Below are 23,356 nucleotides of genomic sequence, written 5' to 3' on the forward strand. Positions count from 1 at the left end.
TCCCCACGGTGCGCCCTGTCCTGCGCGCCGATCGGCCCGCACCGCGGGTCGACGTGTCTTCGAGGAATCCCACGATGAGCTTTACCCCCGGCGGCCTCGACCGCCGTAACTTCCTGCGCGCCGGCGGTATCGCCGCGGCGGCCATCTTCGGCGGCGCGGCGCTGGCGGCCTGCACCTCGGCCGTGTCGGAGCAGAAGGCGGGCGGCGACGGTGCCACTCCGGTGCGTGGCGGCACCTTGAAGGTGGGCATTCGCGAGGACCTGGTTCCCGCCAATCTGCTCACCAACACCGCCGCGACGCCGGTGCTCATCGGCCTGGTCTACGAGTCGCTGATCCGCTATCCGAACGACAAGCTGGAACCGCAACCGCTGCTGGCGAAGTCGTGGCAGCTGGCCGCCGACGGCCGCTCGCTGAGCCTGGACCTGCGCGACGACGTCACCTTCCACAGCGGCCGCGCGTTCACCGCCAAGGATGTGGAATTCTCGATCCGCACCTACGCCGATGCCAAGTGGTCCGCGCAGCTGCGCAGCACCGCCGCGGCCGTCACCGGATTCGACATCATCTCGCCGACCCGGATCGTGCTGCGGCTCGCGAATCCGCTCAGCAATATCTTCGACCTGCTCGACACCGTCCCGATCCTGGACAGCGAAACCGCCGATCAGCTCGGCAGCGGCGAAAAGTACATCGGCACAGGGCCGTTCAAGTTCGTGCGGCGGGTGCCGAATTCACAGATCGTCTTCGAGAAGAATCCCACCTACTGGGTGCCCGAGCGGCCCTATCTCGACCGGGTCGAGGTGTCGATCATCCCGGATTCGCAGGCGCTGTTGAACGCGCTGAAGTCCGGGCAGATCAACGTCGCGAGGGAACTCGCCTACCGGGATACCGAAAACCTCGGCAAGACAGGCGGATTCCAGGTCCAGAATCTCGACGGCGCCGAATTGCAGGCGTATGTCGGCGTCAATGTCACCGAACCGTCGCTGGCCGATGTGCGAGTGCGGCAGGCGATCGCGTACGCGCTCGATCGCGAGCGGGTCGTCGCCGAGGTGTTCCGTGGCGCGGGCTACCCGCTCAATGTGCCGTGGCCGAAGAACTCGCCCGCCTTCGACGAGGCACGCAACACCCGCTACAGCCGTGACATCGGGAAGGCCAAGGCGCTGCTGGCCCAGACGACCAAGCCGTCGAAGCTGCCGCTGACCTTCTACACCGCGCACGAGGAGATCGCCCAGATCGTGCAGGCCAACCTCGCCGAGGTCGGCATCGAGGTGACGCTCGACCCGGTGGACTCCGCGACCTTCGTCAAGCTGCTCACCGGCCAGCAGTTCCGCGGCCTGTGGGTCACCGATCATTCGTGGGCACAGTTCGTGCCGTCGACGCTGACGGTGAGCGCGTACCCGTTCAACGCCCGCCGCAATGCCTCGCGCTACGAATCGCCCGCCTACACCGCGGCCGCCGACGCGGCATGGCAGCTGCCCCAGGGCACCGGCCCCGACTCGGTGCGCGCCTTCCATGCCGTCAGCGACCAGCTGCTCGAGGGCCTGTTCCTGATCGAGATCGGCGTGCGGTTCCAGCAGTACGCGAGCTCGAACAAGGTGCACGGCTTCGGCTGGACCAAGCGCCGCGAAACACTGCTCACCGACACCTTCCTGTCATGACCCGCTACCTGCTGCATCGACTGCCCTCGGCGCTGCTGGTGCTGTTCGGCGCCTCGGTGCTGATCTTCCTGCTGCTGCGTCTGGTGCCCGGCGACCCGGCGACCATCCTGGCGGGCAACGACGCGACGCCCCAGTCGGTCGAGGCGATCCGGCACCAGCTGGGGCTGGACCGGTCGATTCCGGTGCAGTACCTCAGCTGGCTCGGTGACCTGGTCACCCTCGACCTGGGCCGCTCGTACCTCATCGGCGGCCAGATCAGCGACCTGGTCGGGCGGGGCGCCACCAACACCCTGGTGCTCACGGTGACCGCGCTGCTGCTGGCGGTGGTGGTGAGTCTGGCCGTCTCGACCGCGTCGGTGCTGTGGCCGAGCGGGTGGCTGAACACCGTTGTCGCCGCGGCGAATACGGTCGCCGTCGCGCTGCCGACCTTCGTCGTCGGCCCGCTGCTCGTGCTGGTCTTCGCCGTGGCCATCCCGGTGCTGCCCGCCGGTGGCGTGCCGCCGGACGGATTCATCGCCAGGCCCGACATCGCCGTGCAGTATCTGTTGCTGCCCGCCATCTGCCTCGCCCTCCCGGTGGCGGCGGCACTCACCCGGTTCCTCACCGAGTCGTTGCGGACCGAACTCGCCAAACCTTATGTGCTGACAGCGCGTTCGCTCGGGGTCGCGCATCGCGAGATCGTCACCCGTGGTGCGCTGCGCAATGCCCTGCCGACCATGCTGACCGTGCTTGGCATCCAAACCGGGCAGCTGCTCGGTGGCGCGGTGCTGGTGGAGGCGGCGTTCGTCTGGCCAGGTATCGGCCAGCTCATCGAACAGGGCATCAGCCGCCGCGACTACCCGCTAGTACAGGTGCTGCTGCTGTTGTCGGTGGCGGTGTTCGTGGTGATCCAGTTGATCACCGATATCGCGCACGCCTGGCTGGATCCACGGATCCGGATCGGAGGACGATCATGACTTCGGTCGTCGAGAAACCCGTTGTTGCCGAAGATAACTCGGGCGCCGTGAGTCCGCTGCGGGCACTGCGCGGTGGGCAGGGTCTGGCTGGAGTCCTGCTTGTCGGCGTCGTCGCACTGGCCGGTGTACTGGCCGGAGTGCTGAGCGCCTACGACGCACTCGCCCAGATCCCCGGCGCCAACCTCCTCGGGCCGAATGCCGAGCACTGGCTCGGCACCGACCACCTCAATCGGGACGTGGCCGCGCGCGTGCTCGCAGGCATCCGCATCAACCTGCTGATCGTGCTGCTCGCGGTGCCCGTCGGCGCGGTGATCGGCTCGCTGGTCGGGCTGGCGGCGACCGTGCATCCGATCGCCGACGTGGCCGCTCAGCGCGTCTTCGACCTGATTCTGGCGTTCCCCTCGCTGATCTTCGCGATCGCGCTCGCCGCCGTCACCGGACCCGGCTGGCACGCGGTGGTGATCGTCATCATCGCCGCCGAGATCCCGATCTTCGGCCGCCAGATCCGCACCGCCGTCCTCGCGGTGCGCGAGCAGCCGTTCGTCGAAGCGTCCGAGGTGATCGGCGCGGGCACCTGGTGGATCTTGCGAAAGCATGTGCTGCCCAATGTGCTCGAGCCGCTGGGCGTGCAGTTCGCGCTGTCGCTGTCGGTGGCGGTGTTCATCGAAGGGGCGATGAGCTTCATCGGGATCGGGGTGCGGCCGCCGGAGCCGTCGCTCGGCTCGCTCATCGGTGAGTCGATCGCCAACCTCGACGCCAATCCGTGGATGGCGATCGGGCCGCTGACCGTCGTCGCCGCGCTGACCCTCGGATTCCTGTTGATCGCCCAGGCACTGGGCCGGGCAAGGAGAGTGGCATGAGCGCACAGGCTGATCGGCCGGGCACCGAGGACGTGGTGCTCGATATCGACGAGTTGATCGTCAGGTTCGGCGAGCGGACCGTCGTCGACCGGGTGAGTCTGCGGGTTCGCCGCGGTGAGGTGGTCGCTCTGGTCGGGGAATCCGGTTCGGGGAAGTCGCTCACCGCGCGCTCGGTGCTCGGCCTCCTGCCCGGCACCGCGCAGGCCACGGGATCTATCCGGCTCGCGGGCACGGAAGTCATCGATGCGACCGAACCGGTGCTGCGCGGACTGCGCGGCACCAAGGCTGCCATGGTGTTCCAGGAGCCGCAGACCGCGCTGAACCCGGTGCAGAAGATCGGCACCCAAATCGTGCAGGCGCTGCGCGCGCACGGCACGACCGACAAGGGCGCCGCCAGGGCCCGAGCGATCGAACTGCTCACCGCCGTCGACATCCCGGAGCCCGAGAAGCGGCTGGACTGGTATCCGCACCAGCTCTCCGGCGGGCAGAAGCAGCGCGTGGTCATCGCCTTGGCTCTGTCGGGCGACCCCGCGCTGCTCATCGCCGACGAACCCACCACCGCGCTCGATGTCACCGTCCAGGCCGAGATCCTCGACCTGCTGCGGTCACTGCAGCGTGAGCGGGGCACGGCCATCCTGTTCATCACCCACAACCTCGGTGTCGTCGCGGAGATCGCCGACCGGGTCGTGGTGATGCGGGCTGGACAGGTCGTGGAGCAGCAGACGGTATTCGGGTTGTTCGGTGCGCCGGGGGAGGAGTACACGCGGACTCTGCTGGCTGCGGTGCCGCGGCTGCCCGCGGTCTCCGCGCGCGGGGTCGGTCCGCACGTGAGTGCACATGGGGCTGGTGAGGCGGAGTCGACGCGGGATGCAGTGCAGCGTGCTGATGACGGTCCCGCAGCCATAGCCGGGGCGGACGATGACGGGCGCCATTCGGCTGATGGCGTGGCCAGTGCCAGTGCCAGTGCCAGTGCCGGTGCCGGTGCCGGTGCCACGGGCGGATCGGCAATCGCTGAGTCCGCTGGAACTGCGAACCTCGCCGACGCGGGCGGTGTTTCGGAGGACGCGATCGTGGAGGTGTCCGCGGACGAATCCGAGGTGACGGAACCGGCTGTCCGGCGGATCCTGCGTCGGGTGATCCTGCGCGGACCCGCAGTGGTCGCCGAGAAGGGCGGCGGCGCAGCCGAACCCGAGTATCGCGATGTGTTGCGTATCGACGACCTGTCGGTGGTGTATCCGGGAAGCCATGGCGCAGCGGCTTTCCCCGCGCTACAGGACGTCTCGCTCACCCTCGGCCCGCGCGAGGTGCTCGGCCTGGTGGGTGAATCCGGGTCCGGTAAGAGCACTCTGGGCCGCACCGCGCTCGGACTTGTGCCCGCGACATCGGGAACTGTCGAGCTGCAGGGTGTTTCACTAGCCCGATTGTCGTCGCGTGAGATACGTGGACTGCGCAAGAATGTCGCGCTGGTCCATCAGGACGTGAGCGCCTCGCTCGATCCGCGGCGCAGTGTCGCCGACTCGATCGGGGAACCGCTGCAGGTGCACCGGGCCGCCTCGGGGGCGCTTCTACGGGCCAAGGTCGGCGATCTGCTCGAATCTGTCCGGCTGCCACGGGATTACGCACAGCGGCGGCCGGGAGAGCTGTCCGGTGGGCAGCGTCAGCGGGTTGCCTTGGCGCGCGCACTGGCGCTGGCGCCGCGACTCCTGGTGGCCGACGAGCCCACCAGTGCGCTGGATGTGTCGGTGCAGGCGCAGGTGCTCGATCTCTTCGCCGACCTGCGCGCGGAATATGGTTTCGCCAGCCTGTTCATCAGCCACGATCTGGCCGTTGTGCACCAGGTCGCCGACCGGGTTGTGGTGCTGCGGCAGGGCCGGATCGTCGAAACCGGCGAGGTAGGTGCCGTGTTCGCCGCACCGGCCCAGGAGTACACCCGCCGCCTGCTCGATGCGGTGCCCGCTCCCGATCCTTCGACGGCTCGCCGTCAGCGGGACGAATCCGCGGCGAACGCGCTACAGCCAGTCGGGGCCTGACGTGGACGAGCCGCCGGAAGGGGAACCGGCGGCTCGTCGACACACGTAGATCAGTGATGGCCGGGGCGGCGCTGTTCACGCCGATCGTCCTGGCCTGCTCGCGTCATGCCTTGCGAGTCTTCGCCCATCTGCTCCTGCCGCTGTTGCTGCTGCTGCCGCGGCATCTGCTTGGGCATTTTCTTAGGCGCTTTCTTCGACTTGTCAGCCATCTCCACACGGTCCTTTCCGAGGGATAGTGTTTCGCCTAACGCGCCTACGATAACCAGCAGATATGCACTCCGGTAGGGGTGCGCGAAAAATCGTATTCCGACCAGGGAATTAACGGCGTGTCGATATCGGTCGTTAAATTCACGAACATTATTTGCCAACGCATGAATTGGGGTAAATTGCCCCGTCGTCGACAGATTCGGCAGAATTGCTCAATGCTGTAGAGGGAGGAACTCGACGATGGTGCCGTCGGTGGCATCGGGAGGGACGATGACCAGGCCGTCGCGGTCGATCAGGCCGGCGAGGTGGGCGGTGCGGACGGAGGTGTCGCCGGTGTAGCCGCCTTCGGGAGCGTGGCGGGCGGGGGTGATTCGCTGGATGGGGCCTGCGATGTCGGCGGCGTTGTGCAGGGGGCCGCGGAGGGAGCGGGGTGGGGGTGCTGCGGTGCGGCCCGCGACTATCGAAGGGGTGAGGGCCAGGAGGACAGCTATGGCGGCGAAGGGGTTGCCGGGGAGGCCGAGAATGGTTGGGCCGGTGGGGAGTTCGGCCACGACGGTGGAACCGCCTGGGCGCATGGACAATCGGGGGACCACGATGCGGGCCTCGGCGCGGGCGATCGCGGTGCGGAGCTGGTCGGCTGCGCCGCCGCCGGTGGCGCCGACGACGACCAGGAGGTCGAAACCCGCGGTGGCGGTGAGCATGTCGTCGAAGCCGTGGGCGGTGTCGCGCAGGTGCACGCGGTCGACGACGTGGACGCCGAGGCCGGCGAGGATGTCGGGGAGTACCGGGCCGATGGAGTCGCGGGTCTGGCCGGTTTGCAGGGGGCCGGTGCTGCGGATCTCGTCGCCGGTCATCACGACGCGGGCGCGGACAGGGCCGCGGACCAGGCCGGAGGTGACCTCTACCGAGGCGGCCGCGGAGCGGAGCGCGGTGGTGACTCGGGTGCCCGCGGGGGCGAGGAGGTCGCCGACCATCTGATCCTCGCCGCGTCGGCGGATGTCGCCGCGGAGCGGGGTGTCCGGCAGGCGGGTGAGTTCGTCGCCGGTGATCGCGGCGAACTCGTCGCGCAGGACCGAGGTGGTGCCGTCGGGGACGTGGGCGCCGGTGGCGATCCGGACGGCCTCGCCGGGCAGCAGGCCGACCGGTCGGGCGCCGCCGGCGAAACCGATGTCGCGGCGCAGCTGCCAGGGCCCGTCGTCGCCGCACACGGCGTAGCCGTCCATCGCGGACACGTCGAAGCGGGGTAGTGCGCCCGCGGTGACGATCGGTGCGGCGAGCGCGGCGCCGCCGACCTCGTCCAGATGGGCCTCGTAGGCGACCAGCGGGGTCAGGTCGGTGACGAGGCGCGCTCGGGCTTCGGTGAGGTCGAGCCGGGTCGTCGTGGCGGCCAGCGTCTCGCGGGCGCGGCGGACCTCTTCCTCGGTGTCGCAGTCGCCGGTGCCGGGCAGTTCGACCGAGGTCGTCTCGGTGGGCACGATCGCCTTCATCGGCTGGTTCACCAGCGAGTCGAGCCCGGCCAGCGCGGCCGCGAGGGCGGAGCGGCGCCAGACGCCGACGAGATACTGGGGACGTCCGGAACCGTCGATCGCGAAGACCGCGTCGGTGGTGGATTCGGCTGCCCGGCGCAGCAATTCGCGCACGGTGTCGGCGGTGAGGAACGGCATGTCCGCGGCGAGCACCACGATCCAGGGGGACGGATCGGGTCCGAGCGCGCTCAGGCCGGTGCCGATCGCCGCGACCGGACCCGAACCCGGCGGCACCTCACGGACCTGCTGAATCCGGGCAGCCAGCTCAGGCCGATGCGGCCCGACCACCACGATCTCGCCGCACTCGCGCACCGAGTCCAGCGCCGCGTCGAGCATCGACCGGCCGCCGATCACGATCGCGGGCTTGTCGACCCCGCCCATCCGGCTGGCTCGCCCGCCCGCGAGCACGATGGCGTCGGCGGCGGTCATCGGTTGATTCGGCGTTGGGGGATCGGCACGAATGTCATGCTAGCGGGGCATGACGTCGATGCTCGAGCGCGTCACAGCCTCGCCGTGCGGAGGTCCACCCTGCCGTCGGTGATCGGGACGCCTTCTTCGGCGAGAAGGCGAAGTTGGCGGGCGGCCAGATGGGGCGACGGGCGGCCGGAGGCGCCGATGACCCGATGCCAGGGGAGGTCGGCGGAATCGGTGCGCATGATCCAGCCGACGGTGCGGGGTGAGGACAGACCTGCCGCGTGGGCGATGTCGCCGTAGGTGGCGACGCGGCCGGGCGGGATCGCGGCGACCAGCGCGCGAACCCGTTCGACCTGTTCCTCCGTGGTGACCGCCATCGCCTACAGGGCTGCGGCGATCAGAGCGGCGGCTTCGGCGGGTCGGGCCTGGGCGACCATGTGATCGCAATCCCAGACCTCGACGGTGAGCCGGTCGCCGAGGTGAGCGGACAGCGCGGCAAGGAATTCGCCGGTGACGTACGGCGGCTGCACCTTGGCCGCCCGCACGAGCACGGTCGGCAGATCGGCGGGCGGCAGTACGAACGGGCGCGCCAGCTGACCCCAGTAGGAGGTGATCGCCGGCTGGAAGATCCGCCAGCCGACCCGGCCGCCTTCGGTGGGCACCAGGTGCTCGGCGAGCTCGCGCTCCAGGACCGCCGGGTCGACCTCGTCGGGACTCCAGGCGCTGTGCTGCTTGTCCGACCTGGCCTCGGCGATGTCGGTGTAGTCGGGGGAGGCCAGGTTGGCGAGCGCGACCTGTTCGATCAGCTTGGGATCGATACCGATCGCGGGATCGAGCAGGACCAGCGCGCGCACCAGGTCGGGATGGCGCCGGGCGAGGTGGATGCCTGCCGCGCCACCGAAGGAGTGTCCGGCGACGACGACCGGGCCGTCGGTCTCGGTGCGCAGCAGCGAGGCGAGGTCGTCGACGATCGTCTCGAAATCCCACGGTGGCAGCGAGCTGGATCGGCCGTGTCCGCGCAGGTCGGGGGCGATGATTCGGGCCTGGGGGAGGTGTTCGGTGGCGAGGGTTTCCCACCGGTTGCCGTGGCCGGTGAGACCGTGCAGGGCGAGGACGACGGGGGCGTCGGCGGGGCCGAAACGATGCACATGAAGCGAGGACACGACAGCCATTCTGGCCGGTCGCGCACCGTCGCGCAGCGTGTCTGCCCGGCAGGGGGGTGCTGGCGTGTCGTACTGGTCTGTTGCAATAGCCGACGTGGTGCGATCGGATAGCTCGGTGCGACTCGTGCGCCGGACGACGCCGGCGCCCCGGCCGCGGGCCTGGGGCGCCGCTGTTCGCGCGCTGTTCGCCGAGCAGGCCCAGCCCGCGCCGCCACGTCCCGGCTGGCTGCCATGGCAGGTCCTCGGCGGGCCCGGCACCGGGAAGACCGCCCTGCTCGTCGACCTGGTGACCGCGCGGATCACCGACGGCGCCGACCCCGCATCGATCCTGGTCCTGACCCACACCAAGCAGGCCGCCGCCGCGCTGCGTGACGCGATCACCGCCCAGCTCGGTCCGGGCGCCGGTGGCATTCCCGGCGCCAGCAGGGAACCGATGGTGCGGACGCTGCACTCCTACGCGTTCTCGGTGCTGCGCCGCCACGCCGACCTGCACGGCAACCCGCCGCCGCGGCTGCTCACCGGCGCCGAACAGGACGCCGTGCTGCGCGAGATGCTGCGCGGCGACCTCGCCGACATCGAGGCGGGCGCGCGCGGTCTGTGGCCACCGCGGCTGCAACCCGCGCTGGCGCTGGGCGGATTCGCCGAACAACTCCGCGACCTGATGCTGCGGGCCACCGAACGCGGGCTCGGCCCCGAAGATCTGATGGCGCTGGGGCGCGAGCACGACAACGACGCCTGGGTGGCGGCCGGCCGGTTCTTCCAGCGCTATGAAGAGGCGTCGATGCTGCGCTGGTCGGTCGGTGTCGCGGCGCCGGAGGCGACAGCGCCAGCCCTCGACGCCGCCGAGCTGGTCGGCGCCGCCCTCGACGCGCTGGCCGGTGACCGGAACCTGCTCGCCGCCGAACGTGACCGGACCCGCTATCTGCTAGTCGACGACGCCCAGCATCTCGACCCGCAGGCCGCGACCCTGGTGCGCGCCATCGGCAGTGGTAGCGCGAGCACGGTGATCACGGGTGACCCAGATCAGAGTGTGTTCACCTTCCGTGGCGCCGATTCGCGGTTCCTTGTCGACATCGACACGGTGCCGCAGCGGCGAATCATCTTGCGGCACAACCATCGCAGTGGTGCGCCGATCCGCCTCGCCACCGCTCGGATCGCGGCGCGGTTGCCGGGTAGTGCGCGTCATCGGGTGCTGCCAGGGCAGGAGACACAACCTGCCACGCCCGCCGACTTCGAAGGCGCGGAACCGGATTCGGCAAACAGTGGTGAAATGCCGGAGCTGTTCGCGCACGGCGGTCCGGATCTCGAGGACCAGAGCGGTGCGACCGAGGTCGGCGAGTCGAGCGTGCGGGTGCGCGTGCTGTCGACAGCGGCGAAGGAGGCCGCGCTCATTGCCGACCATCTGCGGCGGGCGCACCTGACCGACGGGATTCCGTGGTCGTCGATGGCGGTGATCGTGCGGTCGGTGCCGCTGTCGCTCGCGCCGTTGCGGCGGGCGTTGCTGGCGGCGGGGGTGCCGGTGCGCAGGCCCGCGGTGGCCGAGCCGCTCGCGCGCAGGCGCGGTGCGGCGTGGATGGTGCTGGCGCTGCGGGTATTGCTGGCGGGTGATCCGTCGCGGCCGGGGTCGCGGCGGGCGATCGATGCCATGTTCTCGCCGGAGGACGCGATGGATCTGCTGGCCGGGCCGCTCGGTGGCGCCGATCAGATCGCGCTGCGCCGGTTGCGCCGTGGTGTCAGACGCACGGTCCTCGACCTGGAACGCACCGGGGCGCTGGCCGCCGCCGACCCGTACGCCGACGCGGCCGACCAATTCCTGCTGTGGGGCGAGGCGCCGCCACCGCCGCCGGAAATGCCTGAGCCGGAACCGAATCCGATCGATGACGAATGGTCGCCGCCGGAGCCCGACCCCGAGGACCCGCTGCGCCCGGAACCCGAACCGGACTGGGACATCGCCGAACGCCTGCCCGACGACATCGACATCCTCGACGCCGAAACCCTGCCCGCCGCACCGCCGGTCGACAGGGGTCCGCCACGGCCGGAACCGGAACCGCCCGCCGTACCGCTGATCGACCAGTCCTCGGCGGAAGTGCTGCGCGACCTGATCGTCGGCATCGGCGAGGAACGTCTGCTCGACGGACTCACCGAGGTGGAAGCCGCGCCGCTGCAGCGAGTGCTGCGCGCCGTGCGCAAGGCCAGGGAGACCCAGGCCAGGGGACAGGGCCTCGAAGACGTGCTGTGGACACTGTGGACCAGCTCGCGGCTGGAACGACGCTGGTTCCGCCAGTCCCGCCGGGGTGGGGCCGCGGGCATGCAGGCCGACCGCGACCTCGACGCTGCCGTCGAATTGTTCGACGCCGCAGCCGCTTACGTCGACCGGCTGCCCAAGGCCAGCATCGAGGGCTTCGTCGAATACCTGCTGCACCAGCAGATTCCGCAGCAGGGCAGGCCGCTGACCGCCGAGGGTGAAGCGGTGTCGCTGCTCAGCGCGCACGCGGCGGCCGGGCGGGAATGGGATGTGGTCGCGGTCGCCGCTGTCCAGGAGGGCATCTGGCCCAACCCGCGCGCCAGGGGCACCCTGTTGCACACCGAGGACCTCGTCGACCTGGTCGCCGGTGTGGATCCCGGCGCGACGACGAGCCGGGCCGCGCCGATCCTCGCCGAGGAACGCAGGTTGCTGCTGGTCGCGTGCAGCAGGGCGCGGCGCTCGCTGCTGGTCACGGCCGTCGAATCCGCTGCCGGGGACCAGGATCTCGTGCCATCGCGGTTCCTCACCGAACTGCTCGGCGACGACGACACCGGCGAACCCGGCGCACTGCCCGTCGCCGATCCCGGTCGCGCGCTGGTGATGCACGCCCTCGTCGCCGAATTACGCGGCGTCGTCTGCGATCCCACCACCGCACCCGACCGGCGCGACCGGGCCGCCCATCAGCTCGCCCGGCTCGCCGACGCCGGTGTCCCCGGCACCGACCCCGGCGACTGGTACGGCACCGCCGAACTCAGTTCCGACCGGGAACTGTGGGACGACGACGATTCCCCGATCGGGCTGTCCCCGTCGACGGTCGAACTGCTGCGCACCTGCCCACTGCGCTGGGCACTGGAACGCCACGGCGGTACCGACGGCGACAACCCGCACGCCGTCAAAGGCAACCTCGTCCACACGCTGGTGCAGGCGCTGGCCGGAGAGGTTCCGGAGGCGCAGGTCCGGGCCGCGCTCGACCAGGCGTGGAAGACGGTCGACCCGGCCACCGGCTGGCATTCCCGGCAGGAACTGCGCCGCACCGAGGCGATGCTGGAGACCTTCCTCGCCTGGGTGCGCACCACCCGCGGCGAACTCACCCAGGCCGGGGTCGAGGTGCCGGTGGACTGCGTGCTGCCCGCGCGGGCGGACGACGAACGCGCCGTGCGGATCCGCGGCCGCATCGACCGGCTGGAACGGGATGCGCAGGGCCGGTTCGTGATCGTCGACGTGAAAACCGGCAAGACACCGGTCAGCGCCAAAGCTGTCGCCGACCATGCCCAGCTGGCCACCTACCAGGTCGCGGCCGCCCACGGCGCGCTCGACGAGGAAGAGGCCGATTCGCCCGTCGCCGATCCCGGTGGCGCGCGGCTGGTCTATGTCGCCAAGCCGCACAACAAGACCGGCGCCACCGAACGCGCCCAGACCGCCCTGGACGCCGAAGGTCTCGAGACCTGGCGCGACACGATCCACGACGCCGCCGCCGCCACGCGCGGGCCCGGATACCTGGCCGTGCGCAACGACGGGTGCAGGCACTGTCCCGTCGCGGGCAGCTGCCCGGTGCAGGACACCGGACGGCAGGTGACCGACGAGTGAGCGGCGTGCGCGTCACCCCGCAACGGCTGGCCGACGCGCTCGGCCTGCCGCCACCGACCGCCGAACAGGCGGCCGTCATCGCCGCGCCGCCGGGACCGACGCTGGTCGTGGCGGGCGCAGGCGCGGGCAAGACCGAGACGATGGCCGCGCGCGTGGTGTGGATGGTGGCCAATCAGCTGGTGGCACCCGACGAGGTACTCGGCCTCACCTTCACCCGAAAAGCCGCCCAGCAGTTGACCTCCCGCATCCGCACCCGGCTCGCGCGGCTGGCCGGTGCGCCGCTGGTGCGCGAGATCGACCCGACCGGTGCGCTGCGCACGCTGATCTCCGGCGCCGAACCCGAGATCAGCACCTATCACTCGTACGCGGGCAGACTGCTCACCGCGCACGGTCTGCTGCTGCCGGTCGAGCCGTCGGCCGCGCTGCTCACCCAGACCCAGCTGTGGCAGCTCGCGCACGAGGTCGTGCGGTCCTGGGACGGCGACCTCGACACCGACCGCACGCCGGTCTCGGTGACCGAGGCGGTCCTCGCGCTGTCCGGGCAACTCGCCGAGCATCTCGTGGAGCCGGAGCAGCTGGCCGAGGCGCATGCCGAGCTGGAGAAGCTGGTCTACACCCTGCCCGCCGGTCCGCGTCAGCGCGGCGGGCCGAGCAAGGCGCTGACCGCTGTCGTGGACGCGCAACGGGAGCGCGTGGAGCTGCTACCGCTGGTCCGCCAACTCGCCGAGGCCCTGAATCGCCGTGGCGCACTCGATTTCGGCTCGCAGATGTCCCTGGCAGCGCAACTGGCCGTCGACCATCCGGAGGTCGCCGCCGCCGAACGCGCCCGGTTCAAACTGGTCCTGCTCGACGAATACCAGGACACCGGCCACGCCCAGCGGGTGCTGCTGTCGGCCCTGTTCGGCAATGCCGAGGCCGTGCGACAAGACCGCCCCCGCCCGGTGCGCGTGCGTGGTCGTGCGCCTACCGCCCAGACGCCGGACGCCGACACGTTGTGGGGCCCAGCGGATCACCTGGACTCGGCGGAATCCGGCCAGCTCACCGGAGTTCGCGGCGACGACCGGGATGGCGGGCGCGCCCACGGTGCTGTCGACGGCGACTTCGGCCGCGCACACGAAGGCGGCATGGTGGGGCGCGGGGTCGGCGCGGTCTCGGACGAGCAGCCACATGGCAGCAAGGTCGGACCAGGCGCTGGGCAATTGGATGCAGGCACGAGCGAACCGGCGGAAGCTGCGTCGGGTGGTGACACCCTCGCCGTGACAGCGGTGGGTGACCCGATGCAGTCGATCTACGGCTGGCGTGGTGCCTCGGCAGCCAACCTCCCTCGCTTTGCGACCGATTTCCCCACGGCACCGGGTGTTCCCGCGCCGATCCTGCCGCTGCTGACCAGTTGGCGAAACCCGCCGGAGGCACTCGCGCTGGCGAACCTGGTCGCCGATCCGCTGCGACTGCGGGCCAAGGCCGCGGGTGGGGCGACGGTGGACGCGTTGCGGGCCAAACCGGAGGCGCATCCGGGGACTGTGGAGCTGGCGCTCACCGAAACCGTTGCCCAGGAACGAGACTGGATCGCCGAGCGGATCGCGCGGGAATGGGCGGCGGCACGGGAAGCCGAGCAGCCGCCGCCGACGTCGGCGGTGCTGATCCGGCGTAATGCGGATGCGGCACCGATCGCGGAGGCCTTGCGTGAACAAGGGCTCCCGGTCGAAATCGTCGGCCTCGGTGGACTACTGGCGACACCGGAGGTCGCCGATATCGTCGCGACCCTCCGGTTGATCGCCGAACCCGGCACCGGCAGCGCCGCGATCCGCATCCTCACCGGTGCGCGCTGGCGGCTCGGTGTCGCCGATCTGGCCGCACTGGCCCGGCGCGCGCGGATGCTGTCGATCGGCAGCCTGTCCGGCGACGCGTCCAACGCCATCACCGACGCGGCCGGACTGGCGACGGCACTGCGTGAGGTCGCACCGGAGCCCACCGAGCAGGCGGGACTGGCGGACGCCATCGCCGATCCCGGTGCGCCGGACCAGTATTCGGAAGCGGGGTTCGCCCGCATCATCGCCCTGGGCGAGGAGCTGGCCGCACTGCGCGAACGCAGCGGTCAGCCGCTGGTCGAACTCGTCGCCGACGTCGAACGCACCATCGGCGTCGGCGTGGAAACCCAGGCCAGACGCGCCATCGCCGGCGGTGGCGCCGGCCGCGAGCACCTCGACGCCTTCGCCGAGGTGGTCGCGGGTTACGCGGCCGACTCGCGGGCCTCGCTGAGTGGCCTGCTGGCCTTCTTCACCGCCGCCGAATCGGTCGAAAACGGTTTGGAGCCTGGTGAAGTGGAGGTCGCGCGCGATCGCGTGCAGGTGCTCACCGTGCATGCGGCCAAGGGCTTGGAGTGGGAGGTCGTCGCGGTACCGCATGTGAGCGCGTCGGTGTTCCCGTCGACGACCGCGCTGAGCACCTGGCTCGGCGCGCTCACCGAACTGCCCACCTCCCTGCGCGGCGACCGCGCCCAGCCCGACGCGTCCGAGGGCGTGCCGGTCCTCGACCTGAGCCGGGTGGGGGATCGGTCCGAACTCGAGCACGCCATCGCCGCGCACAAGGAGGCGCTCAAGAGCCGCCGGCTCGACGAGGAACGCAGGCTGTTCTACGTGGCTCTCACCAGAACCGAACGGGTGCTACTGGTCTCGGCCTACTACTGGCCCGAGACCGGCACCGCGCAGAAGGGCCCCTCGGAGTTCCTGCTCGAACTCAAGCAGGCCAACGAGGACCCGGACAGCGCGGCCTTCGGCGTCGCCACCATCGCCCGCTGGGACGACCAGCCGCCGCCCGACGCCGTCAACCCGTTCGCCGACAATCCGCCCACCGCCCAGTGGCCGCGCGACCCGCTCGGCGGTCGCCGCGACCCGATCGAACAGGGCGCCGCGCTCGTCCGCGAGGCCCTGGAACAGTTGCGTTCCCGCCCAGCCGATCCCGAGGCGGACGAGGAAGAAGACCCGGAGGGCTGGGCCACCGATGTCGACGCCCTGCTCGCCGAATTCACCGCCGCCGAACTCGCCGAACAACAGGTGGAGCTGCCCGGCCAGCTACCCGCCACCGCACTCGTCGAACTGCGCGCCGACCCCACCCGGCTGGCAGCTCGCCTGCGCCGCCCACTGCCGTATCCACCGAACCCGATGGCCCGGCGCGGCACCGCCTTTCACGCCTGGGTGCAGTCCTGGTTCGGCACCGAACAGCTGCTCGGCCTCGACGAACTGCCCGGCGCCGCCGACAGCACGACCGAAATGGGCCGCGCCGACCAGGAACTCGCCGCCATGCAGGCCGCGTTTCGCCGGTCGCCGTGGGCGCACCGCAACCCCATCGACGTCGAGGTGCCGTTCGAGACGAGCATCGCGGGCACCGTCATCCGTGGCCGGATGGACGCCGTGTTCGCCGAACCCGGCGGCCGCTGGGTGGTGGTCGACTGGAAGACCGGCGCCGAACCCGGCCCCGCCGACGAAGCCGCCGTCGCCGTGCAGCTGGCTGTCTACCGCCTCGCCTGGGCACGGCTCATGGCCGCCCGCACCGGTGCCACCGAGGACCAGATGCTCCAACGAGTCGGCGCGGCATTCCATTACGTCCGGTCCGGCCGCACCATCGCCCCCGCCGACCTCGCGGGTCCGCAGGAGCTCGAGCAGCTCATCCGCGACGCCGCTCCGGCCCCGGATGTCGAGTGAGCCCGGCGCGCGGGAACGCAGTAGGCTCCCGGTTTGTGCCGGAGCCTGACGAAATCGGTGACGGGCCGAGCGAAAGGAGGGGGCGATGCTAGGGAACAAGGTCGGCCCGATCGGGCTCAGCAGTAGCCCGGACTACGCGCTGGTCGGTTTGCTGCGGATCCCCGCGGCGCAGACCAGTCCGTGGTGGTCCCTCACCCGCCGCGTCCTGTTCGCGATCGCGCTGCTGTTCACCGCGGCGATCGTGGTGTACGTCGGCCGCGACGGCTACAACGACAACGCCGGCGGCGAGCTTTCGTTCCTCGACGCGCTGTATTACGCCACCGTCTCGCTGTCGACCACCGGTTACGGCGACATCTCCCCGTTCTCTCCGTCGGCGCGACTGATCAATACGGTCGTCATCACCCCCCTGCGCATCCTGTTCCTGATCGTGCTGGTCGGCACCACCCTCAGCGTGCTCACCGAACGGTCGCGGCAGGCGTTCAAGATTCAGCGATGGAGGCACACCGTGCGCAATCACACCGTCGTCGTCGGCTACGGCACCAAGGGACGCACCGCGATCGACGCCATGCTCGGCGACGGCGTGCAGCAGTCCGACATCGTGGTCGTCGACACCGATGCCGTGGCACTCGAGCAAGCCGCGAGCGCGGGCCTGGTCACCGTGCACGGCTCGGCCACAAAATCCGATGTGCTGCGCCTGACCGGCGTGCAGCGGGCCGCCTCCGTCATCGTCGCCACCAATCGCGACGACACGGCCACGCTGGTGACCCTCACCGCCCGCGAACTGAACAAGACGGCCAAGATCGTCGTCGCCATCCGCGAGGCCGAGAACACCCACCTGGTGCGCCAGTCCGGCGCCGACTCGGTGGTCGTGTCCTCGGAGACCGCGGGCAGGCTGCTCGGCATCGCCACCACGACGCCTACCGTGGTGGAGATGATGGAGGATCTGCTGACGCCCGAACAGGGGTTCGCGGTGGCCGAACGCGAGGTCGAACCGGGCGAGATCGGCGGGTCGCCGCGGCATCTCAGCGACATCGTGCTGGGCGTGGTGCGCGGCGGCAATCTGATCCGGGTGGGTGAACCCGAGGTCGACGCGCTCGACGCGGGCGACAAGCTGCTCTACATCCGCCGCAGCGGAAAGTAGGCCCGGGCCGGGGAACGACTAGGCTCGGCAGTGTGTCGTTCCGACTGAAAGATGTTCCGCTGCTGTCGCGTTCCACCATCGATCGAGCCGAGCACGTCCGGCTCGATCCCGACGCCCTGCGTGAAGGTTGGGGTAAGGCGAAGGTCCTGCGTGTCGATGTCCGCGGGCGGGTACGGGTCGAGAGCGCCGGTGTCGTCCTCGACGCGGCCGTCACGATCGCCGAGCAGCCGGGTCCCGGCGCGGTTTTCCTCGGCGTCGTCGACGGCAGCCACCTGTGGGCAGTGCGCGAGCCCGAACTCGACGGAACGTTGAAGGACCTGCGGGCGCTCGGTGCCGTCGACGACTTCACCGCCGACCTGCTCGCCACGGCCTACGCGCTGCTGAACTGGCACGATCGCGCCGGTTACCACGGCGGCGACGGCACGACGACCACGCTGGCGCGCGCGGGCTGGTCTCGGCTCACCGCGGACGGCGTGGAGGAATTCCCGCGGATCGACCCCGCCATCATCTGCCTGGTGCACGACGGTGGCGACCGTGTGCTGCTGGCCCGCCAGCACACCTGGCCCGCGACGATGTTCTCGCTGCTGGCGGGGTTCGTGGAGGCAGGCGAGTCGCTCGAGCACTGCGTCGAGCGCGAGGTCCGCGAGGAAGTGGGCGTCGACGTGCGCGAGATCCACTACCTCGGCAGTCAGCCCTGGCCGTTCCCGCGCTCGCTCATGGTCGGCTTCGCCGCGGTCGGCGATCCGGCGCAGGAACTGGTGTTCTCCGACGGTGAGATCGCCGAGGCGCACTGGTTCACCCGCGACGAGGTCAGGGCCGCACTCCAGATCGGCGACTGGTCGGCGAAGGAAACCGGCGCGCGGCTGCTGGTGCCCGGTTCGATCTCGATCGCCCGCACGATCATCGAGTCCTGGGCGGAATAGTTGGAGCGCTGGCGCGCTCGAGTTCGCGGCCCCTGGTGTCCCGACGGCCGCGAACCGCCGCTGCGCGGCGGACCCTCCTCGAGGTCGGGTCGTGGTGGCGGGGTCTCAGGCCAGTGCTGCGAGTGCCTGCTTGACCTGCGACAGCGACGGGTTGGTCGCGGTCGAGCCGTCGCGGAACTTGATCGTCGGGACGACGTGGTTGCCGTTGTTGACGCTGCCGACGAATTCGGCCGAAGCGGGGTCGTCCTCGATGTCGATCACCGTGTAGGTGATGCCCGCCTCGTCGAGCTGGGTCTTGAGGCGACGGCAGTAGCCGCACCAGGTGGTCGAGTACATCGTCAGATCAGTGGTTGCTTCAGTCACGGGATGTGCAACGTCGCGGGAGCGCGTGGTGTTCCGGGCCTGCGTCGGCGCGCCGTAATCCGAGGTACGGCGGCCATCGGGCCCGGTTGTCGGCGGGCGCTGTCATGATGGTGCCCGTGCCAGCACTCGATCTCACCGCCCTCGACCCGGAACAGGCCGCCGCGGTGCGGGCGCCACGAGGACCGGTGTGCGTGCTCGCCGGTGCGGGTACCGGCAAGACCAGGACGATCACCCACCGGATCGCGCACCTCATCGCGGGCGGACACGTGAAGGCCGACCAGGTGCTGGCCGTGACGTTCACCGCAAGGGCGGCGGGGGAGATGCGCAACCGGCTGCGCACGATGGGACTCGGTGGCGAGGCAGGGCAGGTCCAGGCCCGCACCTTCCACGCCGCGGCGCTGCGGCAGCTGCGGTACTTCTGGCCGCAGGTCGTCGGTGACGTGCCGTGGCGGTTGCTCGACAGCAAGTTCCCCGTGGTCTCCCAGGCCGCGCACCGGGCAGGGCTTGGCACGTCCACCGAACTGATCCGCGACCTGCTCAGCGAGATCGAATGGGCCAAGGCCTCGCTGATCGCGCCGGAGGACTACCCCGCCGCCGCGGCGCGGCACCACCGCGACGCGCCGGTCGAGGTCACCAGGGTCGCCCAGGTCTACGCGGGATACGAGTCGATGAAGACCTCCGCCGACGGCCTGTTGCTCGACTTCGACGACCTGCTGCTGCACACCGCGGCCGCGCTCGAGGACTATCCGGCCGTCGCCGACGAATTCCGCGGCCGCTATCGCAGCTTCGTCGTCGACGAGTACCAGGACGTCACCCCGCTGCAGCAGCGGGTACTCGACGCGTGGCTGGGCGAACGCGACGATCTCACCGTCGTCGGCGACGCCAACCAGACCATCTACTCCTTCACCGGCGCCACCCCGAACTACCTGCTCGATTTCTCCCGCCGCTTCCCCGACGCCACCGTCATCCGGCTCGAACGCGACTACCGGTCGACCCCGCAGGTGGTGTCGCTGGCCAACCGGGTGATCGGCGCCGCCCGCGGTCGCATCGCCGGGACCAGGCTCGCGCTGATCGGCCAGCGCCCCGACGGGCCAGAACCCGAGTTCGCCGAATATCCCGACGTGCCCGCGGAGGCCGCGGCCGTGGCGGGCCGGATCAAGAAGCTGATCGCCGCGGGCACCCCCGCCGCCGAGATCGCCGTGCTCTACCGGATCAACGCCCAGTCCGAGCCGTTCGAGCAGGCGCTGGGCGCCCGCGACATCCCGTTCCAGGTGCGCGGTGGCGAAGGGTTCTTCCAGCGGCAGGAGGTCCGCCAGGCGATTCAGGCGCTGCGCCAGACCGACGCCCGCGACGACCTGCCCGACGAGGCGCGCAGCGGCGCCGAACTGATCACCCTGGTCCGGGCCGCGCTCGCCCCGGTCGGCCTCACCGCCGAGGAACCCGCGGGCGCGCAGGCCAAGGAACGCTGGTCCTCGCTGCTGGCGCTGGTGCAGCTCACCGAGGAGCTGGTCGGCCACGACGAGGAGATCGACCTGACCGGGCTGCTGCGCGAACTCGCGACCCGCGCCGAGGCCAAGCATCCGCCGACCGTCGACGGCGTCACCCTGGCCTCGCTGCACGCGGCCAAAGGCCTGGAATGGGACGCCGTCTTCCTGGTCGGCGTCGCCGACGGCACCCTGCCCATCCAGCACGTCCTCGGTGACGACGGCAGTCCGTCCGATCAGGCGGCGCTGGAAGAGGAACGCAGGCTGCTCTATGTCGGCGTCACCCGGGCGCGCGAACATCTCGCCGTGTCCTGGGCGCTGGCCCGCACCGAAGGCGGCAGGCGGGTGCGCAGGCGGTCGCGGTTCCTCAACGGGCTGGTGCCCGACGAATCGCCCGCGTCGCGAATCGCCGCGACCGCGAACGGGCCGAAGGACGCCGACGGCAAGCGCCCGCTGTGCCGGGTCTGCGCGAAGCCGCTGATCGGCACCTACGCCACCATGCTCGGCCGGTGCCGTCGCTGCCCGGCCGAGCTCGACCCGCAGCTACTCGAGGCGCTGCAGGAATGGCGGGCGGAGAAGGCCGAGGTCTTGCGGGTGCGCGACTTCGTCGTCTTCACCGACACCACGCTCACCGCTATCGCCGAGCAGCTGCCCGCCGACGACGCGGCACTGGCGTCGATCGCGGGTATCGGCGCGAAGAAGATCGAACAGTACGGTGCCGACGTGCTCGCCATCGTCGCGTCGCGGATGCGGGCTACGACACAAAACCGCAGGTAGAAAATAGGTTGTTCGGTTCTCGATCATTGCCTATGGTGGAGAACACGCACCGAGGGTGACTTCGGCGCGAGTTTCTAATCAGCACACGAGTTCAGGAGGGAGGCAGTCAGATGAACAGCAACACCACGTTCGACGCGATGGGCAATCGTGTCCTGGTGAACGCATCCATGGTGTCGGCCTCCCGGGGGGTCCTCGCTCTGCAGGGGACCGGTCTGTCCGGCGTCGATACCACCGCTGTGCCGATGACTGTCGTTCATCAGCACACCCCGATTCGTCTCCAGGACAAGCCCAGCGTGGGTTGGCAGCCGACCGCCGTCGAGGCGCCGGCAGCACCGACCGCCGAATTCGGGTACGCACCCGCGTTCGGCGGCGCAATCCGCCTCCGTGTCCACCCAGCGACCGTGCTCAGGTCTCGACAGAGATGTCGAACTAGGTAGGGAACTCCTCCCACCACCTCCTGGCCACGGATCGCGAGAAGCGAAATCCGTGGCCTTTTTCATTCGGCTCCTCAGCCGTTGGCACCGGGTTCGCACACCGAACGAACAACCGCTGCAAACGAGCTGAAGGAGAACGACGTGTTCACCGCCCAGGACTGGCCGTCGGCCACTACTGACGTGACATGCCGAACCGTGGCGTCCCTGCCCTGCCGGGCCGGAAACCCTGACCTGTGGTTCGCGGAGAGCCCGAACGACCTCGAGCAGGCCAAGCAACTGTGCGCGTCCTGCCCGATCCGCAAGGGCTGCCTGACCGCGGCCATCGACCGCGCCGAGCCGTGGGGTGTCTGGGGCGGTGAGATCTTCGACCAGGGTGTCGTGATCGCCCGCAAGCGCCCGCGTGGCCGCCCGCGCAAGGTCGCGATCCCGGCATGAACCCCGGAATGGGGTTGTACCGCAAGCGAACCGCTCACCGAGTCCTGGTGAGCGGTTCGTTTTGCGTTGGCGGCGTGGACTAGGACGCGCGTTCGGCCCGGAAGCCGGGGACCCAGGTGCGGACCAGGTTCATGAAGCCGAGTTCGGCGTCGAGCTGGGCCAAGATGCCGACCGAGCCGCCGAGGACCCGGAAGATCATCAGGTACTCGGCCGGGAGTTGCAGTGCGCGTGCGGTTTTCATCTCGGGGCTGGTGAACTCCGAGGCCTTGCCCGCCACGCGCTGCATCCAGGCGCGGGTGAAGTGGAAGGTGTCGGTGCGGATCGGATCGCTGAACGGGCGCAGATACGCCTCGATCTCCTCGTGGGTGACGGTGCGGCCCGGGATCACCCAGCCGTACTCGTAGAGCAGCTCGGTGAGCGCGGCGTGGTCCTCGGCGACGGCCAGGGCGAGCATCCGGCCGAGGATCTCGGGGAAGCCGTCGGGCATCGGCGCGCAGGCGCCGAAGTCGAGGACCGCCAGCCTGCCGTCGGCCAGCACGAGGAAATTGCCCGGGTGCGGGTCGCTGTGCAGCAGGCCGGCCAGCTCGGGCGAGGAGAAGTGAAAGGTGCCCATCAGCTCGGCGATCCGATTGCGCTGTGCCCGTGTGCCTTCCGGATCGGCAGCGCCCGCCGCGATGAGCGCCGAGACCGGCGTGCCGTCGAGCCATTCGGTGACGATGACCTTCGGCGCGCCCGCCACCACACGCGGCACCACGATCTGCGGATGCCCCTCGAACGCGGCGGCGAAGCGGCGCTGGTTGGCGGCCTCGGTGCGGTAGTCGAGCTCTTCCTCGGTGCGCTCGGTGATCTCGGCCAGCAGCGGCTTCACATCGGCGCCGGGGATCACCGACGAGAGCAGCCCGGTCATCCGCGACAGGGTCTTCAGATCGGCGCGCAGGGCCTCGTCGGCGCCGGGGTACTGCACCTTCACCGCGACCGGTCGCCCGTCCGACCACACGGCCCGGTGGACCTGGCCGATGCTGGCCGAGGCGGCGGGGGTGTCGTCGAAGGACTGGAAGCGGTCGCGCCACTTGGTGCCCAGCTGCTGATCGAGCACCCGGTGCACGGTCTCGGCGGGCATCGGCGGGGCGGCGGCCTGCAGTTTGGTGAGCGCTTCGCGGTAGTGCTCGCCGAACTCCTCCGGGACGGCGGCCTCCATCACACTCAGCGCCTGCCCGAACTTCATCGCGCCGCCCTTGAGCTCACCGAGCACGGTGAACAACTGCTCGGCGGCCTTCTGGTTCAGTGTCGCGTTGATCTGCTGCTTGTCACCACCGACGAGCTTCTTGCCGAACCCGACGGCGGCTCGTCCGGCAATGCCGAGCGGTATCTTGGCCAACTTGGCATTGCGGCTGGAACTGCGGCGCACGATCTCGGACACGCTACCCATCATGGCCGAACTAGCCCGCGGTGTGCCAT

At 70.2% G+C, this 23,356-nt stretch carries 17 protein-coding genes; 11 read left to right on the top strand and 6 right to left on the bottom strand.

Annotated elements, in window-relative coordinates; genetic code table 11:
• Window positions 1-74 precede the first annotated feature (74 nt).
• From IEY60_RS11360 to IEY60_RS35640, 4 genes are read left to right on the top strand one after another with little or no spacing between them, the layout of a single operon-like run.
• A complete protein-coding gene (locus tag IEY60_RS11360; RefSeq protein ID WP_189026815.1) occupies window positions 75-1,652 on the top strand; it encodes an ABC transporter substrate-binding protein in 1,578 nt (525 codons plus the stop codon).
• Entirely contained in the window at window positions 1,649-2,608 is a 960-nt protein-coding gene (locus IEY60_RS11365) for an ABC transporter permease (RefSeq protein ID WP_189026817.1), read from the top strand. Before IEY60_RS11360 ends, IEY60_RS11365 begins: the two co-directional genes overlap by 4 nt.
• Entirely contained in the window at window positions 2,605-3,468 is an 864-nt protein-coding gene (locus IEY60_RS11370) for an ABC transporter permease (protein ID WP_189026819.1), read from the top strand. The genes IEY60_RS11365 and IEY60_RS11370 overlap by 4 nt, the downstream gene beginning before the upstream one ends.
• Window positions 3,465-5,498 (top strand): dipeptide ABC transporter ATP-binding protein, encoded by a 2,034-nt coding sequence (locus IEY60_RS35640; RefSeq protein WP_229739709.1) that lies wholly within the window; start codon window positions 3,465-3,467, stop codon window positions 5,496-5,498. The genes IEY60_RS11370 and IEY60_RS35640 overlap by 4 nt, the downstream gene beginning before the upstream one ends.
• Before the next feature lie 50 nt (window positions 5,499-5,548).
• Here IEY60_RS35640 and IEY60_RS11385 read toward each other — a convergent pair whose 3' ends face one another.
• The 4 genes from IEY60_RS11385 to IEY60_RS11400 all read right to left on the bottom strand — a co-directional run bounded on the left by IEY60_RS11385 (window position 5,549) and on the right by IEY60_RS11400 (window position 8,817).
• Entirely contained in the window at window positions 5,549-5,707 is a 159-nt protein-coding gene (locus IEY60_RS11385; RefSeq protein WP_189026821.1) for a hypothetical protein, read from the bottom strand.
• A gap of 210 nt (window positions 5,708-5,917) precedes the next feature.
• Window positions 5,918-7,660, bottom strand: coding sequence for an NTP transferase domain-containing protein (locus IEY60_RS11390; RefSeq protein ID WP_189026823.1), 1,743 nt, complete (start codon window positions 7,658-7,660; stop codon window positions 5,918-5,920).
• Window positions 7,661-7,731: 71 nt separating this feature from the next.
• Window positions 7,732-8,022, bottom strand: a complete 291-nt coding sequence (locus IEY60_RS11395; RefSeq protein WP_189026825.1) for an MGMT family protein — start codon at window positions 8,020-8,022, stop codon at window positions 7,732-7,734.
• A gap of 3 nt (window positions 8,023-8,025) precedes the next feature.
• Window positions 8,026-8,817, bottom strand: a complete 792-nt coding sequence (locus tag IEY60_RS11400) for an alpha/beta fold hydrolase (RefSeq protein ID WP_189026827.1) — start codon at window positions 8,815-8,817, stop codon at window positions 8,026-8,028.
• An 88-nt stretch (window positions 8,818-8,905) separates the two neighbouring features.
• On the opposite strand from IEY60_RS11400, the gene IEY60_RS11405 reads away from it, so the two are divergent.
• The 4 genes from IEY60_RS11405 to nudC all read left to right on the top strand — a co-directional run bounded on the left by IEY60_RS11405 (window position 8,906) and on the right by nudC (window position 18,405).
• Window positions 8,906-12,640, top strand: a complete 3,735-nt coding sequence (locus IEY60_RS11405) for an ATP-dependent helicase (RefSeq protein ID WP_373291707.1) — start codon at window positions 8,906-8,908, stop codon at window positions 12,638-12,640.
• A complete protein-coding gene (locus IEY60_RS11410) occupies window positions 12,637-16,341 on the top strand; it encodes an ATP-dependent helicase (protein WP_189026829.1) in 3,705 nt (1,234 codons plus the stop codon). Before IEY60_RS11405 ends, IEY60_RS11410 begins: the two co-directional genes overlap by 4 nt.
• Before the next feature lie 85 nt (window positions 16,342-16,426).
• Window positions 16,427-17,482 (top strand): potassium channel family protein, encoded by a 1,056-nt coding sequence (locus IEY60_RS11415; protein WP_189026831.1) that lies wholly within the window; start codon window positions 16,427-16,429, stop codon window positions 17,480-17,482.
• Between the two features lie 32 nt (window positions 17,483-17,514).
• A complete protein-coding gene (nudC, locus tag IEY60_RS11420; RefSeq protein WP_189026833.1) occupies window positions 17,515-18,405 on the top strand; it encodes an NAD(+) diphosphatase in 891 nt (296 codons plus the stop codon).
• A gap of 105 nt (window positions 18,406-18,510) precedes the next feature.
• On the opposite strand, the gene IEY60_RS11425 is transcribed toward nudC, so the two are convergent.
• On the bottom strand, window positions 18,511-18,741 hold the full coding sequence (locus IEY60_RS11425; protein WP_189027531.1) for a mycoredoxin: 231 nt from the start codon (window positions 18,739-18,741) through the stop codon (window positions 18,511-18,513).
• A 131-nt stretch (window positions 18,742-18,872) separates the two neighbouring features.
• Between IEY60_RS11425 and IEY60_RS11430 the strand changes: the two genes are divergently transcribed.
• From IEY60_RS11430 to IEY60_RS11440, 3 genes are all read left to right on the top strand, one after another.
• Complete coding sequence (locus IEY60_RS11430) at window positions 18,873-21,029, top strand: ATP-dependent DNA helicase UvrD2 (protein ID WP_189026835.1); 2,157 nt, start codon at window positions 18,873-18,875, stop codon at window positions 21,027-21,029.
• Between the two features lie 110 nt (window positions 21,030-21,139).
• Window positions 21,140-21,466 carry a hypothetical protein gene (locus IEY60_RS11435; protein ID WP_189026837.1) on the top strand — a complete coding sequence of 109 codons (327 nt, stop codon included), beginning with the start codon at window positions 21,140-21,142 and terminating at the stop codon, window positions 21,464-21,466.
• A 177-nt stretch (window positions 21,467-21,643) separates the two neighbouring features.
• Window positions 21,644-21,898: a WhiB family transcriptional regulator gene (locus tag IEY60_RS11440; protein WP_189027533.1), complete on the top strand. Its 255-nt coding sequence runs from the start codon at window positions 21,644-21,646 to the stop codon at window positions 21,896-21,898.
• Between the two features lie 79 nt (window positions 21,899-21,977).
• On the opposite strand, the gene IEY60_RS11445 is transcribed toward IEY60_RS11440, so the two are convergent.
• Window positions 21,978-23,327, bottom strand: a complete 1,350-nt coding sequence (locus tag IEY60_RS11445; protein WP_373291689.1) for an ABC1 kinase family protein — start codon at window positions 23,325-23,327, stop codon at window positions 21,978-21,980.
• Window positions 23,328-23,356: the final 29 nt, after the last annotated feature.

It is taken from the genome of Nocardia rhizosphaerihabitans, assembly GCF_014646295.1.
Classification (GTDB): Bacteria; Actinomycetota; Actinomycetes; order Mycobacteriales; family Mycobacteriaceae; genus Nocardia; species Nocardia rhizosphaerihabitans.

Bases quoted from the DNA above. Each gene is read 5' to 3' on its own strand.
- IEY60_RS11360 (WP_189026815.1), top strand. From the start codon at position 75: ATGAGCTTTACCCCCGGCGGCCTCGACCGCCGTAACTTCCTGCGCGCC.
- IEY60_RS11365 (WP_189026817.1), top strand. From the start codon at position 1,649: ATGACCCGCTACCTGCTGCATCGACTGCCCTCGGCGCTGCTGGTGCTG.
- IEY60_RS11370 (WP_189026819.1), top strand. From the start codon at position 2,605: ATGACTTCGGTCGTCGAGAAACCCGTTGTTGCCGAAGATAACTCGGGC.
- IEY60_RS35640 (WP_229739709.1), top strand. From the start codon at position 3,465: ATGAGCGCACAGGCTGATCGGCCGGGCACCGAGGACGTGGTGCTCGAT.
- IEY60_RS11385 (WP_189026821.1), bottom strand. From the start codon at position 5,707: ATGGCTGACAAGTCGAAGAAAGCGCCTAAGAAAATGCCCAAGCAGATG.
- IEY60_RS11390 (WP_189026823.1), bottom strand. From the start codon at position 7,660: ATGACCGCCGCCGACGCCATCGTGCTCGCGGGCGGGCGAGCCAGCCGG.
- IEY60_RS11395 (WP_189026825.1), bottom strand. From the start codon at position 8,022: ATGGCGGTCACCACGGAGGAACAGGTCGAACGGGTTCGCGCGCTGGTC.
- IEY60_RS11400 (WP_189026827.1), bottom strand. From the start codon at position 8,817: ATGGCTGTCGTGTCCTCGCTTCATGTGCATCGTTTCGGCCCCGCCGAC.
- IEY60_RS11415 (WP_189026831.1), top strand. From the start codon at position 16,427: ATGCTAGGGAACAAGGTCGGCCCGATCGGGCTCAGCAGTAGCCCGGAC.
- IEY60_RS11425 (WP_189027531.1), bottom strand. From the start codon at position 18,741: ATGTACTCGACCACCTGGTGCGGCTACTGCCGTCGCCTCAAGACCCAG.
- IEY60_RS11430 (WP_189026835.1), top strand. From the start codon at position 18,873: ATGATGGTGCCCGTGCCAGCACTCGATCTCACCGCCCTCGACCCGGAA.
- IEY60_RS11435 (WP_189026837.1), top strand. From the start codon at position 21,140: ATGAACAGCAACACCACGTTCGACGCGATGGGCAATCGTGTCCTGGTG.
- IEY60_RS11445 (WP_373291689.1), bottom strand. From the start codon at position 23,327: ATGGGTAGCGTGTCCGAGATCGTGCGCCGCAGTTCCAGCCGCAATGCC.